This window comes from Cupriavidus taiwanensis, assembly GCF_900250075.1.
Taxonomy (GTDB): domain Bacteria; phylum Pseudomonadota; class Gammaproteobacteria; order Burkholderiales; family Burkholderiaceae; genus Cupriavidus; species Cupriavidus taiwanensis_C.
On record NZ_LT977071.1, the window covers coordinates 1,090,699 to 1,106,042 of the forward strand.

Consider the following 15,344-nt stretch of genomic DNA (forward strand, 5'->3'; position numbering starts at 1 on the left):
GCGTTCAGCGGCTGCGCACTAGCTGCCAGGCGCGGCCCAGGTAGCCGAGCGAGGCAAAGCCGCTCCACACATGGACCAGCCGCGTGAACGGGAAGATCACGAACAGGGTCATGCCCATGAACAGGTGCGCCTTGAACAGCAGCGGGGCGTCGGCGATAAAGCCGGCGGCGTCGCCGCGCAGCGTGACGATGTGCTGGGCCCAGTTCATCAGCTGCACCATCATGTGGCCGTCCATATGGCTGGCCGATTCGAAGATGGTGGACAGGCCCAGCAGCAGCGTCGCCAGCAGCCACAGCAGCAGCACCTTGTCGCCGGTGCGGGTCACCGCGGACACGCGCGCGTTGGTCAGGCGGCGGTGCAGCAGGATCAGCAGGCCGGCCAGGCACATGGTGCCCATCACGCCGCCGGCGGCCATCGCCACGCCCTGCTTGAAGCCGTGCGAGACGCCCAGCGCGTCCCACACCGCCACCGGGGTCAGCAGGCCCACCAGGTGGCCGAAGAACAGGCCCAGGATGCCGATATGGAACAGGATGTTGCCGGTGCGCAGGTTGCCGCGGTACAGCACCTGCGAGCTGTCGCTCTTCCAGGTGTATTGCTCGCGCTCGAAGCGGGCCAGGCTGCCGAACAGGAAGATGGCAAGCGCGATGTACGGGTAGATGCCGAAGAGGAATTGGTGGAGGGTTGCCATGGTGTTAGCCCAATGTCTGGTGTTCGGGTTGCCGTGCCAAGTGTTGTCAGCAATGCGTCGGAACCGGCGCCGTGCCCCGCGGATAGAACTTCACCGCCTGCGGCCCGGCCTGAGGTGCCAGCAGCGGTTCCACGCCATCGGCGCCCGGACCGAAGGTCTCCAGCGCCTCGTCCATGTCCCGCACCGGCGGCTCCTGCTGCGGCTGCGGCTGCACGTCGGTCAGTGTGCGCAGCACGGCGAACACGCCGGCATACGGGCTGTGGTTGCGCGCGAGCCGGTCGCCGATCGCGGCCAGCACGTGGATAGCTTCGCCGAGCAGCTGTTCGGCGCGTGCCTCCTTGCCGTCGGCCACGAGCGCGCCGAGGAATTCCAGAAACAACGGCACGTAGTCGGGCAGCTCCGACGCCGCGGGCTCGAAGCCGTCGCGCCGGTACTCGTCGATCAGGTCGACCATGGCCTGGCCGCGGTCGCGGCTTTCGCCGTGCACATGCTCGAACAGGTGCAGCGAGTGCGACGGGTTGCGGTCGAAGGTGGCGACATAGTTCTCCTGCAGCGTGATCAGCGCTTCGCCGCGCAGCATGTCGGTCAACGGCGCCAGCAGGTGTCGCGCCTGCGGCCACTCGGCCAGCGCGGCGTCGATCTCGGGCAGCGCGTCGACCAGTTCCTGCTCGGGATAGCCGAGCAGCGCGCTGAGGATGGGATAGAGGGGCATGTTGTTCTCCGGTTCGTTCGCGGTCGCTCAGCTCATCACTTCCTTCTTGCGCGACCTGGGCATGTCGACGAAATGCACGCTGCCCTGCGGCTTCTTGCCGAACAGCGCGCCATCCGAGGTGCCCCCCGAGCAGCCGTTGCCGAAGGTGAAGCCGCAGCTGGCCTTGTCGTTGAAGCTGTCCTCGACCATTTCCTTGTGCGAGGACGGGATCACGAAGCGGTCTTCGTAGTTGGCGATGGCCATGGTCTGGTACATGTCCTCGACTTGCGCGGGCGTCAGCCCCACCTGCCTGAGCACGTCCAGGTCCTGCACGCCGTCCACCACCTGCGAGCGCTTGTAGGCACGCATCGCCAGCATGCGGTCCAGTGCCGACAGCACCGGCATCACGTCGCCCGCGGTCAGCAGGTTGGCCAGGTACTTGACCGGGATGCGCAGGCTCTTGACGTCGGGGATGATGCCGTTCATGCCCATGTGGCCCGCTTCGGCCGCCGACTGGATCGGCGACAGCGGCGGGATGTACCAGACCATCGGCAGCGTGCGGTATTCAGGGTGCAGCGGGAAGGCGACCTTCCACTCGCACGCCATCTTGTAGACCGGCGACTTGCGCGCGGCGTCGAGCCAGCCTTGCGGAATCCCCTGGCGCAGCGCCTCGGCCTGCACCGCCGGGTCGTGCGGATCGAGGAAGACGTCGAGCTGCGACTGGTACAGGTCGCGCTCATCGGCCACCGACGCGGCCTGCTCGATGCGGTCGGCGTCGTACAGCATCACGCCGAGGTAGCGGATGCGGCCGACACAGGTCTCTGAGCAGACCGTGGGCTGGCCAGCCTCGATGCGCGGATAGCAGAACAGGCATTTCTCGGCCTTGCCGCTCTGCCAGTTGAAGTAGATCTTCTTGTACGGGCAGCCCGAGATGCACATGCGCCAGCCGCGGCATTTGTCCTGGTCGACCAGCACGATGCCGTCGTCCTCGCGCTTGTAGATCGAGCCCGACGGGCACGAGGCCACGCAGGCCGGGTTCAGGCAGTGCTCGCACAGGCGCGGCAGGTACATCATGAAGGTGTTTTCGAAGGTCGAGTACATCTCCTTCTGCACGTCGTCGAAGAGCTTGTCGCGGCCGCGCGAGCTGAACTCGCCGCCGAGGTCGTCTTCCCAGTTCGGGCCCCACTCGATCTTTTCCATCTTGCGGCCGGTCAGCACCGAGACCGGACGCGCGGTGGGCGGGGTCTGCGACAGCGGCGCCTTCTGCAGGTGCTCGTAGTCGTAGGTGAAGGGCTCGTAGTACTCGTCGATCGCCGGCAGGTTGGGATTGGCGAACAGGTTCGCCAGGATCTTCAGCTTGCCGCCCTGGCGCGGCTCCAGCGTGCCGTCGGCATTGCGCTTCCAGCCGCCCTGCCACTTGTCCTGGTTCTCCCATTCCTTGGGATAGCCGATGCCGGGCTTGGTCTCGACGTTGTTGAACCACGCGTACTCGACGCCGTCGCGGCTGGTCCAGACGTTCTTGCAGGTCACGGAGCAGGTATGGCAGCCGATGCACTTGTCGAGGTTCAGCACCATGGCCACCTGGGCGCGGATCTTCATTGCGTTGCTCCTTCCTTCTCAGTCTTTTCCACGAGCGGGCCTTCCAGCCAGTCGACCCTCTTCATCTTGCGCAGGATCACGAACTCGTCGCGGTTGCTGCCCACGGTGCCGTAGTAGTTGAAGCCGTAGGCCAGCTGCGCGTAGCCGCCGATCATGTGCGTGGGCTTGGTCACGGCGCGCGTGACCGAGTTATGGATGCCGCCGCGCATGCCGCTGGTCTCGGCACCCGGCACGTTCACGATCTTTTCCTGGGCGTGGTACATCAGGCACATGCCCTTGGGCACGCGCTGCGACACCACCACGCGCGCCGTCAGCGTGCCGTTGACGTTGAACACCTCGACCCAGTCGTTGTCGCGNCGGCTCCAGCGTGCCGTCGGCATTGCGCTTCCAGCCGCCCTGCCACTTGTCCTGGTTCTCCCATTCCTTGGGATAGCCGATGCCGGGCTTGGTCTCGACGTTGTTGAACCACGCGTACTCGACGCCGTCGCGGCTGGTCCAGACGTTCTTGCAGGTCACGGAGCAGGTATGGCAGCCGATGCACTTGTCGAGGTTCAGCACCATGGCCACCTGGGCGCGGATCTTCATTGCGTTGCTCCTTCCTTCTCAGTCTTTTCCACGAGCGGGCCTTCCAGCCAGTCGACCCTCTTCATCTTGCGCAGGATCACGAACTCGTCGCGGTTGCTGCCCACGGTGCCGTAGTAGTTGAAGCCGTAGGCCAGCTGCGCGTAGCCGCCGATCATGTGCGTGGGCTTGGTCACGGCGCGCGTGACCGAGTTATGGATGCCGCCGCGCATGCCGCTGGTCTCGGCACCCGGCACGTTCACGATCTTTTCCTGGGCGTGGTACATCAGGCACATGCCCTTGGGCACGCGCTGCGACACCACCACGCGCGCCGTCAGCGTGCCGTTGACGTTGAACACCTCGACCCAGTCGTTGTCGCGAATGCCGTTGGCCTTGGCCTCGGCTTCCGAGATCCACACGTGCGGGCCGCCGCGCGACAGCGTCAGCATGCGCAGGTTGTCCGAATACGTGGAGTGGATGCCCCACTTCTGGTGCGGCGTGATCCAGTTCAGCACCAGCTCCGGGTTGCCGTTGGGCTTCCTGCCCAGCATCGGCGCCACGGTCTTGGTGTCGATGGCCGGCTTGTACACGCACGCGCCTTCGCCGAAGTCCAGCATCCAGCGATGGTCCTGGTAGAACTGCTGGCGGCCGGTCAGCGTGCGCCAGGGGATCAGTTCGTGCACGTTGGTGTAGCCGGCGTTGTAGCTGACCTCTTCCGATTCCAGGCCCGACCACGTCGGTGCGGAAATGATCTTGCGCGGTTGCGCCTGCACGTCGCGGAAGCGGATCTTGTCGTGCTCGCGCCCTTCGGCCAGGTGGGTGTGGTCGCGGCCGGTGATCTTCGACAGCGCTTCCCATGCCTTGACGGCGACGTGGCCGTTGGTTTCGGGCGCGAAGGTCAGGATCATCTCGGCGGCGTCGATCGCCGTTTCGAGCTTCGGTCGGCCCTGGCTTACGCCGGGTTCCGTCACCGTGTGGCTCAGGTCACCGATTTCCTTCACCTCATGCTGGGTGTTCCAGTTGATGCCCTTGCCGCCATTGCCGAGCTTGTCGAGCAGCGGGCCGATCGAGGTGAATTTCTTGTAGATGTCGGCGTAGTTGCGCTCGACCACCGTCATCGACGGCGCGGTCTTGCCGGGAATCAGGTCGCACTCGCCGGCCTTCCAGTCCTTCGGCTCGAACGGCTGGCCCAGTTCGCCCGGGGTGTCGTGCAGCAGCGGCGTGCACACCAGGTCCTTGCGCGTGCCGAGGTACGGGCCGGCGATCTCGCTGAACTTCTTTGCGATGGCCTTGTAGATTTCCCAGTCGGTTTTGCTTTCCCACAGCGGCTGCACGGCCTCGGACAGCGGGTGGATAAAGGGGTGCATGTCGGACGTGTTGAGGTCGTCCTTCTCGTACCAGGTTGCCGTCGGCAGCACGATGTCGCCGTACAGGCAGGTGGTGCTCATGCGGAAGTCGAGCACGGTCAGCAGGTCGAGCTTGCCTTCGGCGGCCGGCCGCACCTTGACTTCGCTCGGCGTGATCGCGTCGTTCTCGTCGCCGAATACGGCGTTCTGCGTGCCCAGCAGGTACTTCAGGAAATACTCATGCCCCTTGCCCGAACTGCCCAGGATATTGGAGCGCCACACGAACATATTGCGCGGGAAGTTGGCCGGGTTGTCGGGATCGTCGCAGGCAAACTGCAGGGCGCCCGACTTCAGCTGCTCGACGGTGTAGGCCACCGGATCCTTGCCGGATTGTTCGGCTGCATCGACCACGTCGAGCGGGTTCGCGCCCAGTTGCGGCGCCGACGGCAGCCAGCCCATGCGCTCGGATTTAGCGTTCAGGTCCAGCAGCGACATTCCGTCATAGCGCTTGCGATCGGCGGTCGGCGACAGGATCTCGTCGACGCCCAGCTTCTCGTGGCGCCACTGGCTGGTGTGGTTGTAGAAGAACGAGGTGCCGTTCATCTGGCGCGGCGGTCGCGACCAGTCCAGGCCGAACGCCAGCGGGGCCCAGCCGAACTGCGGGCGCAGCTTTTCCTGGCCGACATAGTGGGCCCAGCCGCCGCCGCTCTTGCCGATGCAGCCGCACATCATCAGCAGGTTGATGATGCCGCGGTAGATCATGTCGTTGTGGTACCAGTGGTTCAGCGCGGCACCGACGATCACCATGCTCTTGCCTTGCGTGCGGTCGGCGTTGTCGGCGAACTCGCGCGCAACCTGGGTCACCAGGCGCGCCGGCACCGAGGTGTGCTTCTCCTGCCAGGCGGGGGTGTAGGGCACGTCGTCTTCATACGACGCCGCCACGTTGGGGCCGCCCAGGCCCTGGTCGACACCGTAGTTGGCCATCTGCAGGTCGTACACGGTCGCCACCAGCGCGCTGCTGCCGTCGGCCAGCGTGATGCGGCGCGCCGGCACGCGGCGGCGCAGCAGTTCGTCATGCTCGCCGCCGAAGTAGGGGAAGCCGACTTCCACCACTTCATCGTGCTGGCTGACCAACGACAGGCGCGGCGCGATTGTGCGGCCGCTGCCGCCGTCCTTCATTTCCAGGTTCCAGCGCCCCATCTTCTCGCCGCCGTTGTGGGCGCCTTCGCCCCAGCGGAAGCCGATCGAGCCGTTGGGCGCGACGATCTCGCCTGTGGCGTCGTCAATCTGCAGGGTTTTCCATTCGGGATGGTTGGCTTCGCCCAGGTTGTCGGCCAGGTGCGACGCGCGCAGGAAGTGGTCGGGCACCAGCGTGCCCTGGTTGTCACGCAGCAGCACCAGCATCGGCATGTCGGTGTACTGCTTCACGTAGTCGCGGAAGTAGGCGGACTTGCCGCTGGCGTGGAATTCCTTCAGCACTACATGGCCCATGGCCATCGCCAGCGCGGCATCGGTGCCTTGCTTCGGCGCCAGCCAGATATCGCCGAACTTGACCATCTCGCCGAAGTCGGACGACACCGCGACGGTCTTGGTGCCCTTGTAGCGCACCTCGGTGTAGAAGTGCGCGTCGGGCGTGCGCGTCTGCGGCACGTTGGAGCCCCACACCATCAGGTAGGTGGAGTTGTACCAGTCGGCCGATTCGGGCACGTCGGTCTGTTCCCCCCAGATCTGCGGGCTGGCCGGCGGCAGGTCGCAGTACCAGTCGTAGAACGACAGGCAGGCGCCGCCGAGCAGGCTCAGGTAGCGCGCACCGGCGGCGTACGAAACCATCGACATCGCCGGGATCGGCGAGAAGCCGATCACGCGGTCCGGGCCGAACTTCTTCACGGTAAAGGCGTTGGCCGCGGCGATCATCTCGGTGGCGGTGTTCCAGTCGGCACGGACGAAGCCGCCCTGGCCGCGCACGCTCTTGTAGCGCGCCGCCTTCTTCGGATCCTGGCTGATCGATTCCCAGGCGGCAATGGGATCCATGGTCTTGCGGGCCTCGCGCCACATCTCCATCAGGCGGCCGCGGATCATCGGGTATTTGACGCGCTGCGCGGAGTAGACGTACCAGCTGTACGAGGCGCCGCGCGGGCAGCCGCGCGGCTCGTGGTTGGGCAGGTCCGGGCGCGTGCGCGGATAGTCGGTCTGCTGCGTTTCCCAGGTGATCAGGCCGTTCTTGACGTAGACCTTCCAGGAGCACGAACCGGTGCAGTTCACGCCGTGGGTGGAGCGCACGATCTTGTCGTGCTGCCAGCGGCTGCGGTAGCCGTCTTCCCACTTGCGGTCTTCGTTCACCACCGCGCCGTGGCCGTCCGCATAGGTGGACTTGACGCGCGACATGAACTTCAGTCGATCCAGGAAATGACTCATTTGCTTGTTCTCCGCGAGGCTATTCTGCGGGGCTCCGGCGGTTGCCCGGGAGCATTTGCAGGGACACCTCGAGCTTATGGGGGAGCGGGGCGGCGGCCAATTCGCTGGTGGAACAGCCGCCGGATGGCGATCGGGGGAGGTGCCCGGCGCGGGCCTAGTTCCGAAGAACTAGGCCGGCCGGCAAGGCGTTCAGCAGGGCATGGGGGCGTTGCGGCGCGCGTAGTACCACCACGTCACCAGCACGCAGCTGACATAGAAGGCGATAAAGCAATACAGCGCGGCGTCGGGCGCACCGGTCAGCTCCAGCGAGGTGCCGAAGCTCTTGGGGATGAAGAAGCCGCCGTAGGCGCCGATCGCACCGGAGAAGCCCAGCACCGCGGCGGATTCCTTGCCGGCGTCCTGCAGCGCCTGGCGCTGCGCGGCGTCGCCCTGGCCCTTGGCGGCGCGCTGGCGCTCGGTCAGGAAGATCACCGGGATCATGCGGAAGGTCGAGCCATTGCCGATGCCGGTCAGCGCGAACAGCGCGATGAAGGCCGCGAGGAAGTACGTGAAGTTGCCGCCGGCGCCGTCATGCGGCAGCGCCGCCAGCACGGCGAACACCGCCACGATCATGCCGACGAAGGTCCACAGCGTGACGCGCGCGCCGCCGAGCTTGTCGGAGATCCAGCCGCCCACGGGACGCGTCAGGGCACCGACCAGCGGCCCCAGGAAGGCATAGGCGGTGGGGTTCACGCCCGGGAACTGCGACTTGGTCAGCAGCGCCAGCCCGGCCGAGAATCCGATGAACGAGCCGAAGGTGCCCACGTACAGCCAGCACATCAGCCAGTTGTGCTTGCGCTTGAAGATCACGGCCTGCTCGGCGAACGACGCCTTCGCATCGGCGATGTCATGCATGCCGAACCACGCGGCCAGCGCCGACACCACGATGAACGGCACCCAGATAAAGCCGGCGTTCTGCAGCCACAGGTCCTGCGTGGCGCCGTCGGCCTGGTACTGCTGCGGCTCGCCGCCGAGCGCGCCGAACACCGCCAGCGACACCACCAGCGGCGTGACGAACTGCACCACCGACACGCCCAGGTTGCCGATGCCGGCATTCAGCCCGGTGGCCAGCCCCTTCTTCGCCTTGGGGAAGAAGAAGCTGATATTGGCCATCGACGAACTGAAGTTGGCGCCGCCCAGGCCGCACAGCAGCGCCAGCACCAGCAGCGTGGGATAGCCTGTGGACGGGTCGCGCAGCGCGAAGCCCATGCCCAGCGCCGGGATCAGCAGCAGCGCGGTGGAGATTGCGGTGAAGCGGCGCCCGCCGAACACCGGCACCAGGAAGGAATAGAAGATGCGCAGCGTGGCCCCCGACAGTGCCGGCAGCGCGGTCAGCCAGAACAGCTGGTTCTTGGTGAACTGGAAGCCGGCGCGGTCGAGGTTGACCGCGACCACGCTCCACAGCATCCAGACCACGAATGCCAGCATCAGCGCCGGGATCGAGATCCACAGGTTGCGGTAGGCGATGCGCTCGCCCTCGCTTTGCCAGAATGCCGCGTTCTCGGGCTCCCAGCGGGTGAGTACGGATGAGGTCATGATTGGTATGCCTTGGTTGAGAGAGCGCGGAGGCGCGCTTGTGAGGTGAGCAATCAGGCTGCCTGCGTGAGACCGACGGCCTGCGCCTTGCGCTGGCGTTCGGCGCGGTGGCTGTAGTGCATCCACACCAGGCTCACGCACACGGTGCCGTACATCAGCATGAAGCAGCTGCTGCGGATGCCGGTCAGGTCGGCCAGCATGCCGAACAGGATCGGCAGCACGAAGCCGCCCAGTCCGCCGGCCAGTCCGACCACGCCGGAAACCGCGCCGATGTTGTGCGTGAAATCGTTGGAGATGAACTTGAAGACCGAGGCCTTGCCGATGGCGAAGGCAATGCCGACCACGAACAGCAGGACGGTGAATACCGTGGGCGTCAGCGCGATGCGGAAGCCTTGCGGGCCGCTGGTGGTCTGGATGATGAAATCGGTCTGCGGATAGCTCAGCAGGAAGAAGCCGACCCAGCTCACCCACATCACCCACCAGGTGGTGCGATGGGCGCCGTAGCGGTCCGAGATCCAGCCGCCGATGGCGCGCAGCACGCCGCCGGGCAGCGAGAAGCAGGCGGCCAGGAAGGCGGCGGTCTTGATGTCGAAGCCGTATTCGCCGATGTAGTACTTGGTCATCCACAGCGACAGGCCGACATAGCCGCCGAACACCACCGAGTAGTACTGCGAGTAGCGCCACACGCGCGGATCGCGCATCACCGCCAGCTGCTCGCGCCAGCCCACGCTGGACTTGACCATGTGCGCCGGATCGCTGCGCGAGAACACCCAGAACAGCAGCGCGGTGGCGAGCATCGCCACCGAATAGACGCGCGGCACGATGGTCCAGGTGCCTGCCGCCAGGATCAGCGCTGGCGCGACGAACTTGGTCAGCGCTGCGCCCGAGTTGCCGGCGCCGAAGATGCCCATCGCCAGCCCCTGGCGCGAGCGCGGGAACCAGCGCGCCACGTAGGGCGTGCCGACCGAGAACGAGCCGCCCGCCAGGCCGACGAACAGCCCCAGCACCAGCAGCTGCCACAGCGTGGTCGCGTACGAGATCAGCCAGATCGGGACCACGGTGGCCAGCATCAGCACGAAGAACACGATGCGGCCGCCGAAGCGGTCGGTCCACAGCCCCAGCGGCACGCGGATCAGCGAGCCGCTCAGCACCGGGGTAGCGGCGAGCAGGCCGAATTCGGTGTCGTTCAGGCCGAGCTGTTGCTTGAGGGGAATGCCGAGGACCGCGAACAGCATCCACACGGCAAAACAGATGGTGAAGGCAAAAGTACTGGACGCCAGTGTCATTGCGGCGCCGGGCGGGATCGGCTCCGGCGCGCGGGGTTGGGTGGCCATGGCCATGCTCCTGTGTCAACTTTGGCGGGGGTGATGCCAGAGTAGGGGCGGGCGCTGGTGCTGCCTATTCGCCGGCCGCACAGCGCAGGCGCGGCGCTGACTGCCTTTGGAAGTAGTTCTACCGGGGGAGGTCGCCGGCGCGGTGGCGGTGCTATCGTGGGGACGACTTGCGGCGCAGTGTTGGCGCCGCCGCGCCCGCTGCGCATCCTCATTGCCCTTGCTGACATGGACACCATCCCCATCCTTCCCGCGCGGCGCACGCCGCCCTCCGGCAAGGCCCCGCCGGGCCCGCCGCCACGTGGCTTTGCCCTGTTTGCGCTGGGCTTCCGGCCGTTCTATCTGGGCGGCGCGGTGTTTGCCGCACTGGCGATCGCGGCCTGGTCGGCAATGCTGGCGGGCATGCAATCGGTCGGTCCGGCACCAGTGCTGCCCGGGATGTTCTGGCATGCGCACGAGATGGTGTTCGGCTTTGCCGCCGCGATCGTGGTGGGATTCCTGTTCACGGCGGGACGTGCCTGGACCGGGCAGCCCACGCCGACCGGCGCGGCGCTGGCTGTGCTGTTCGGGCTGTGGCTGGCCGGACGCGTGGGCCTGTGGGTGGCGCCGGGCACCGTGGCCTTCGCCATCGAAGCCGCGTTCCTGCCGCTGGCGGCGCTGGCCTTCACGCGCACGCTGGTGCGCGGCGGCAATCGCCGCAACTATCCGCTGGCGCTCGCGCTATGGCTGCTGGCGCTGGCCGATATCGCCAGCCTGTGGCTGCAGGCGCGCGGCCATGACGCCGGCGCGATGCTGGCGTGCCGCGCCGGCGTGGCGCTGGTGACGCTGTTCGTGGTGGTGATCGGCGGGCGCGTGATTCCGATGTTCACCACCAATGCGATTCCCGGCTTCCGGTTGCGCCAGTACCGGCAGGTGGATCGGCTGGTGATTCCCGCTGCGGTGCTCGGCCTGGCGGCCGGGCTCCTGCCCGTGCCGGCATGGCTGGCGGCGGCGCTGTCATTGCTGGCGGCGCTGGTGCTGGGCGCGCGCGTGGCGGGGTGGCGCGGTTACGCGGTCGGCAACCGGCCGATCCTGTGGGTGCTGCACCTGGCCTACGCGTGGCTGCCGCTGGCGCTGCTGCTGCAGGCGCTCGGCGCGCTCGGACTGGTGATGGCCGGGCTGGCGACGCACGCGTTCACGGTGGGCGTGCTCGGTGTGGCGATCATTGCCATGATTACCCGCACCGCGCTGGGCCACACCGGCCGCATGCTGGTGGCCGGCCGCGCCGAGACCGCGGCGTACTGGCTGGTGGCCGCGGCGGCGGTGTTGCGCGTGTTCGGGCCGATGGCCTGGCCCGCCGGCTACCTGCATTGGGTGTGGGGCGCGGGGGCGTGCTGGGTGGCGGGCTTTGGCCTTTATGCGCTGACGTATGCGCCGCGGCTGGCGCGCCCGCGCGTGGACGGCAAGCCGGGCTGACGAGACCGCGCTGGCGCTCAGGGGCAGGCCTGCGCCATTGGCGCGCGGTTGCGCGCGCCTTGCTCCAGCTTCACGCTCAGCCAGGCCACCGCCAGCGCCGCCATCGGCGCCAGTGCCGCCACCCAGGGCAGTGCCGTCAGCCCCGGGCCGTGATCGACCACCACCCCGCCCATCCACGCGCCCAGGCCGTTGCCCAGGTTGAATGCGGCGATATTGAAGCTCGATGCCAGGTTCTCGCCGGCGCCGTGGGCGTGGCGCAGCACGCGCAGTTGCAGCGGCGACACCGTGGCAAAGGCCGCGACGCCGAGGATGCCGACGAAGGCCACCACCAGCACCTGGCTGTGGATGGCCAGCGTCATCGCCGCCAGCACCACCGTCAGCGCCGCCAGCGTGGCCAGCACCGCGCGTGTCGGGGCGCGGTCGGCAAAGCGGCCGCCCAGCACGTTGCCGACGATCATGCCGGCGCCGAACAACAGCAGGATCGGCGATACCGCCGCCTCGCCAAAGCCGGACACGCGCGTCAGCAGCGGCTGGACGTAGGTGATCACGGCGAAGATCCCCATCGACTGCAGCACCGTCATCAACAGCCCCAGCAGCACCTGCGGGCGGCCGATGGTGGCCAGCTCGTCGCGCAGCGCCACGCGTGCGCCGTGGTCCTGGCTCTTCTGCACCAGCAGCGCGATCACCGCCAGCGACAGCAGCCCGACCAGCGTCATGGCCCAGAAGGTCGAGCGCCAGCCCAGGTGCAGGCCCAGCCAGGCGCCGGCGGGCATGCCCAGCAGCGTGGCCAGGGTCAGGCCCGAGAACATCACCGAAATCGCCGAGGCACGGCGGTCTTGCGGCACCAGCCCGGTGGCGACCACCGCGCCGACGCCGAAGAAGGTGCCATGGGTGAGCGAGGTCAGCACGCGCGCGATCATCAGCGTGGTGTAGTCGGGCGCCAGCGCGCAGGCGGCGTTGCCCACGGTATAGATCACCATCAGCGCCAGTAGCACCGCCTTGCGCGGCATGCGGCGCGTCAGCAGCGTCAGCACCGGCGCGCCGGCGAACACGCCGAGCGCGTAGCCGGACACCAGCATGCCGGCCGCGGCGATGGTCACCTGCAGGTCGGCGGCGACCTGCAGCAGCAGGCCCATGATCACGAATTCGGCGCAGCCGATGCCGAACGAGCCGGCCGTCAGCGCGTACAACGCCAGCGGCAGCCGGGCCCGGGCGGGAGCGGCGAGGGTGGAAGGGGAGGAAGCCATGGTCGGAGAGGGGCGCAAGGGAGGACGAAGCCCGCAGTCTGGCCCTTTGCGGCTTCAGCAAAAACCGGCATGATCCATAATCAGTTTCAATAAATCATTGAAAATCATGGACCGGATCGGCGATATCGGCCTGTTTCTGCGCGTGCTCGACCTGGGCTCGATCAGTGCCGCGGCGCGCAGCCTGGACCTGTCGGTGGCGGTGGCCAGCCAGCGCCTGCAGCGGCTGGAGCGCGAGCTTGGGGTGCGCCTGCTGCATCGCACCACGCGGCGGCTGCACGCCACACCGGAGGGCGCGGTGCTGGCCGAGCAGGGGCGCGCGCTGGTGGACGATCTGGAGGCGCTGGGGGCGTCGTTGCGGCAGGCCGGCACCGGCATCACCGGCACCTTGCGGGTGACGACGTCGTCGTCGTTCGGGCGGCTTTACGTCTCGCCGCTGCTGCCGGAATTCCTGGCGAGGCATCCGGGGGTATCGCTCAGCGTCAACCTGAGCGACCACGTGCTGGACCTGGTCAGCGCCGGCTTCGACCTGGCGATCCGGATCGGTGCGCTCGACGACTCGGCGCTGGTCGCGCGCCGCTTGGCCAACAACCGGCGGCTGCTGTGCGCGTCGCCCGACTACCTGCGCCGGCGCGGCACGCCGCGCACGCCGCAGGACCTGGCGCGGCACGATTGCCTGCTGCTGGTGGGCAGCCAGGGACGGCAGGATGTATGGCGGCTTGGCGATGGCGCCGGCGGCGAGATTGCCGTGCGCGTGCGCGGCCGGATCGAGGCCAATACCGGCGAGCTGCTGTCCGACGCGGCGCTGGCGGGCTTCGGCATCGCGCTGCATTCGGCCTGGCATGTGTGCGCCGCCCTGCAGGCCGGCCGGCTGGTGCAGGTGCTGCCCGATTACCCGGTGGCCGACACCGGCATCTACGCGGTGATGCCGCAGCGGCGCCTGGTGCCGCCGCGCGTGCGCGCCTTTGTCGATTTCCTGGCTGAACGCTTTGGCGAACACCCGCCGTGGGAACGGCTCCACGGCGGGTGAGCCGGGCCCGCGCTACGCCGCCGGCTGCGGCGCGGCCGTGGCGTGGCGCCGGTAGTCGCCCGGCGTCATGCCGGTCCAGCGGCGGAACGCGCGGAAGAACGAGTTGGCATCGTCAAAGCCGAGCCGGAACGCGATCTCGCCCAGCGACATCGCGCCTTCGCTCAGGTAGTGGCCGGCCAGGTCGCGCCGCGCGTCTTCGCACAGCGTGCGGAAGCTGGTGCCGGCGGCCATCAGCCGGCGCTGCAGCGTGCGCTCGCTGATGTCGAGGTGGCGCGCCACCGCGGCCAGGCTCAGGGCGCGGTCGCCCGCCAGCTGCTGCAGGGCGCTGCGCACATCGCCCAGCGATGCCGCGGCGGGCCGCAGGTCGCGGCTGGCGGCGGGCGCCGAGGGGCCGGAGCGGTCGCGGGCCATCAGCCGCAGCGCCAGGTCGCGGCGGCCGAACACGATCGCGTCTTCGGGCTCGCCAAAGCGCACCGGGCAGTCGAAGGCCTCGGTATAGCGCAGGTGCCAGGCCGGCCGGCCAATGCGCAGCGACACCCGCAGCGGATGCAGCGGCTTGCGCGTAAAGCGCCGGCCGAAGGCCAGCAGCGAGCACAGCTCCATGTCGATGCGCGGCCGGCTGTCGGGCGCCTCGGGATCGCTCGGGCGGATGCAGACCCAGGCTTCGTCGCCCTGGCGTCGCAGCTCGACACGATCGCCGGCCAGCAGCTTCTGGTAGCGCGCGATGCGCCGCAAGGCGGTGCCCAATGATGGGCCGGCCATCGCGGGCAGGCCGGCCAGGCCGAGCAGGTCGGGCGGCATCCGGCTGCCCAGCCACAAGCCGATGGCGGGGTCGCCGGTGGCGTGATAGACGGCCAGCAGCAGGTGGATGGCCTGTTGCGGGTCGGCCGCATGCGCGGCGGGTTGGTGGTCGCAGGAGTCGGAGTCGGAGTCGGATTCCGGGGCAGGCGCGAGTGCCGATACGTCGTAACCGCCTTCACGCAGCGCGTGCAGCAGGTCACGAGGCAACGGCCCGGCCTGGATAGGCTCTTGTTGTGGCATCGTCGTTTTCTGGCTGGCAAGGTGGCGCAAGTGCGCCCGTGCAGCCCCCGGTACGAAAGAGATTACGCGGTGACGATGGCCCCTTCAAGGGCGCGGGGCGGCCGGAAGTGTGTGCCAGGCAGCTTAACGGACGCTCAGGAAGGCATCCATGGATGCCAGGCGACAGGGAGGGCCGCGCCGCTGCTGGCCTGGCGGGTCGCTGCAACCCGTTGCTTAAATTTTGGGCAGTCCGGTGCGGTGGCGCACAGACCGGGGTTTTCGGACAGGGCACGGCAGGATATCCACAGATTCTGTGGATATCACGTCGAAGTTTTCAACATGGGTTTGTGCGGCTGCCGGCGGACGTCGGAAGCGGGTATGCTGGGCCG

At 67.9% G+C, this 15,344-nt stretch carries 10 protein-coding genes and 2 pseudogenes; 2 read left to right on the plus strand and 10 right to left on the minus strand.

Annotation, left to right across the window (positions count from 1 at the left end):
* Window positions 1-4 precede the first annotated feature (4 nt).
* The 8 genes and pseudogenes from narI to CBM2588_RS21395 form a co-directional block, all read right to left on the minus strand.
* On the minus strand, window positions 5-688 hold the full coding sequence (narI, locus tag CBM2588_RS21360) for a respiratory nitrate reductase subunit gamma (protein ID WP_115682367.1): 684 nt from the start codon (window positions 686-688) through the stop codon (window positions 5-7).
* A 46-nt stretch (window positions 689-734) separates the two neighbouring features.
* A complete protein-coding gene (narJ, locus tag CBM2588_RS21365) occupies window positions 735-1,400 on the minus strand; it encodes a nitrate reductase molybdenum cofactor assembly chaperone (RefSeq protein WP_115682368.1) in 666 nt (221 codons plus the stop codon).
* Between the two features lie 27 nt (window positions 1,401-1,427).
* Window positions 1,428-2,978, minus strand: a complete 1,551-nt coding sequence (narH, locus tag CBM2588_RS21370) for a nitrate reductase subunit beta (RefSeq protein ID WP_115682369.1) — start codon at window positions 2,976-2,978, stop codon at window positions 1,428-1,430.
* Window positions 2,975-3,334: pseudogene (locus CBM2588_RS21375) on the minus strand (molybdopterin dinucleotide binding domain-containing protein); the annotation flags it as partial. The gene narH (CBM2588_RS21370) and the pseudogene CBM2588_RS21375, both read right to left, overlap by 4 nt.
* Window position 3,335: 1 nt before the next feature.
* Window positions 3,336-3,563, minus strand: a pseudogene (gene narH / locus CBM2588_RS21380) (nitrate reductase subunit beta); the annotation flags it as partial.
* On the minus strand, window positions 3,560-7,300 hold the full coding sequence (locus tag CBM2588_RS21385; RefSeq protein WP_115682371.1) for a nitrate reductase subunit alpha: 3,741 nt from the start codon (window positions 7,298-7,300) through the stop codon (window positions 3,560-3,562). The pseudogene narH (CBM2588_RS21380) and the gene CBM2588_RS21385, both read right to left, overlap by 4 nt.
* A gap of 189 nt (window positions 7,301-7,489) precedes the next feature.
* Complete coding sequence (locus CBM2588_RS21390) at window positions 7,490-8,875, minus strand: NarK family nitrate/nitrite MFS transporter (protein WP_115682372.1); 1,386 nt, start codon at window positions 8,873-8,875, stop codon at window positions 7,490-7,492.
* Between the two features lie 53 nt (window positions 8,876-8,928).
* Window positions 8,929-10,209 (minus strand): MFS transporter, encoded by a 1,281-nt coding sequence (locus CBM2588_RS21395; RefSeq protein WP_115682373.1) that lies wholly within the window; start codon window positions 10,207-10,209, stop codon window positions 8,929-8,931.
* Window positions 10,210-10,434: 225 nt separating this feature from the next.
* Here CBM2588_RS21395 and CBM2588_RS21400 point away from each other — a divergent pair, with 225 nt between their 5' ends.
* Window positions 10,435-11,661 (plus strand): NnrS family protein, encoded by a 1,227-nt coding sequence (locus CBM2588_RS21400; protein ID WP_115683681.1) that lies wholly within the window; start codon window positions 10,435-10,437, stop codon window positions 11,659-11,661.
* A gap of 17 nt (window positions 11,662-11,678) precedes the next feature.
* On the opposite strand, the gene CBM2588_RS21405 is transcribed toward CBM2588_RS21400, so the two are convergent.
* Window positions 11,679-12,908 carry an MFS transporter gene (locus CBM2588_RS21405; protein ID WP_115682374.1) on the minus strand — a complete coding sequence of 410 codons (1,230 nt, stop codon included), beginning with the start codon at window positions 12,906-12,908 and terminating at the stop codon, window positions 11,679-11,681.
* Window positions 12,909-13,014: 106 nt separating this feature from the next.
* On the opposite strand from CBM2588_RS21405, the gene CBM2588_RS21410 reads away from it, so the two are divergent.
* A complete protein-coding gene (locus CBM2588_RS21410; protein ID WP_115682375.1) occupies window positions 13,015-13,935 on the plus strand; it encodes a LysR family transcriptional regulator in 921 nt (306 codons plus the stop codon).
* 12 nt (window positions 13,936-13,947) lie between these two features.
* Here CBM2588_RS21410 and CBM2588_RS21415 read toward each other — a convergent pair whose 3' ends face one another.
* Window positions 13,948-14,976: an AraC family transcriptional regulator gene (locus CBM2588_RS21415; protein ID WP_231942227.1), complete on the minus strand. Its 1,029-nt coding sequence runs from the start codon at window positions 14,974-14,976 to the stop codon at window positions 13,948-13,950.
* Window positions 14,977-15,344 lie beyond the last annotated feature (368 nt).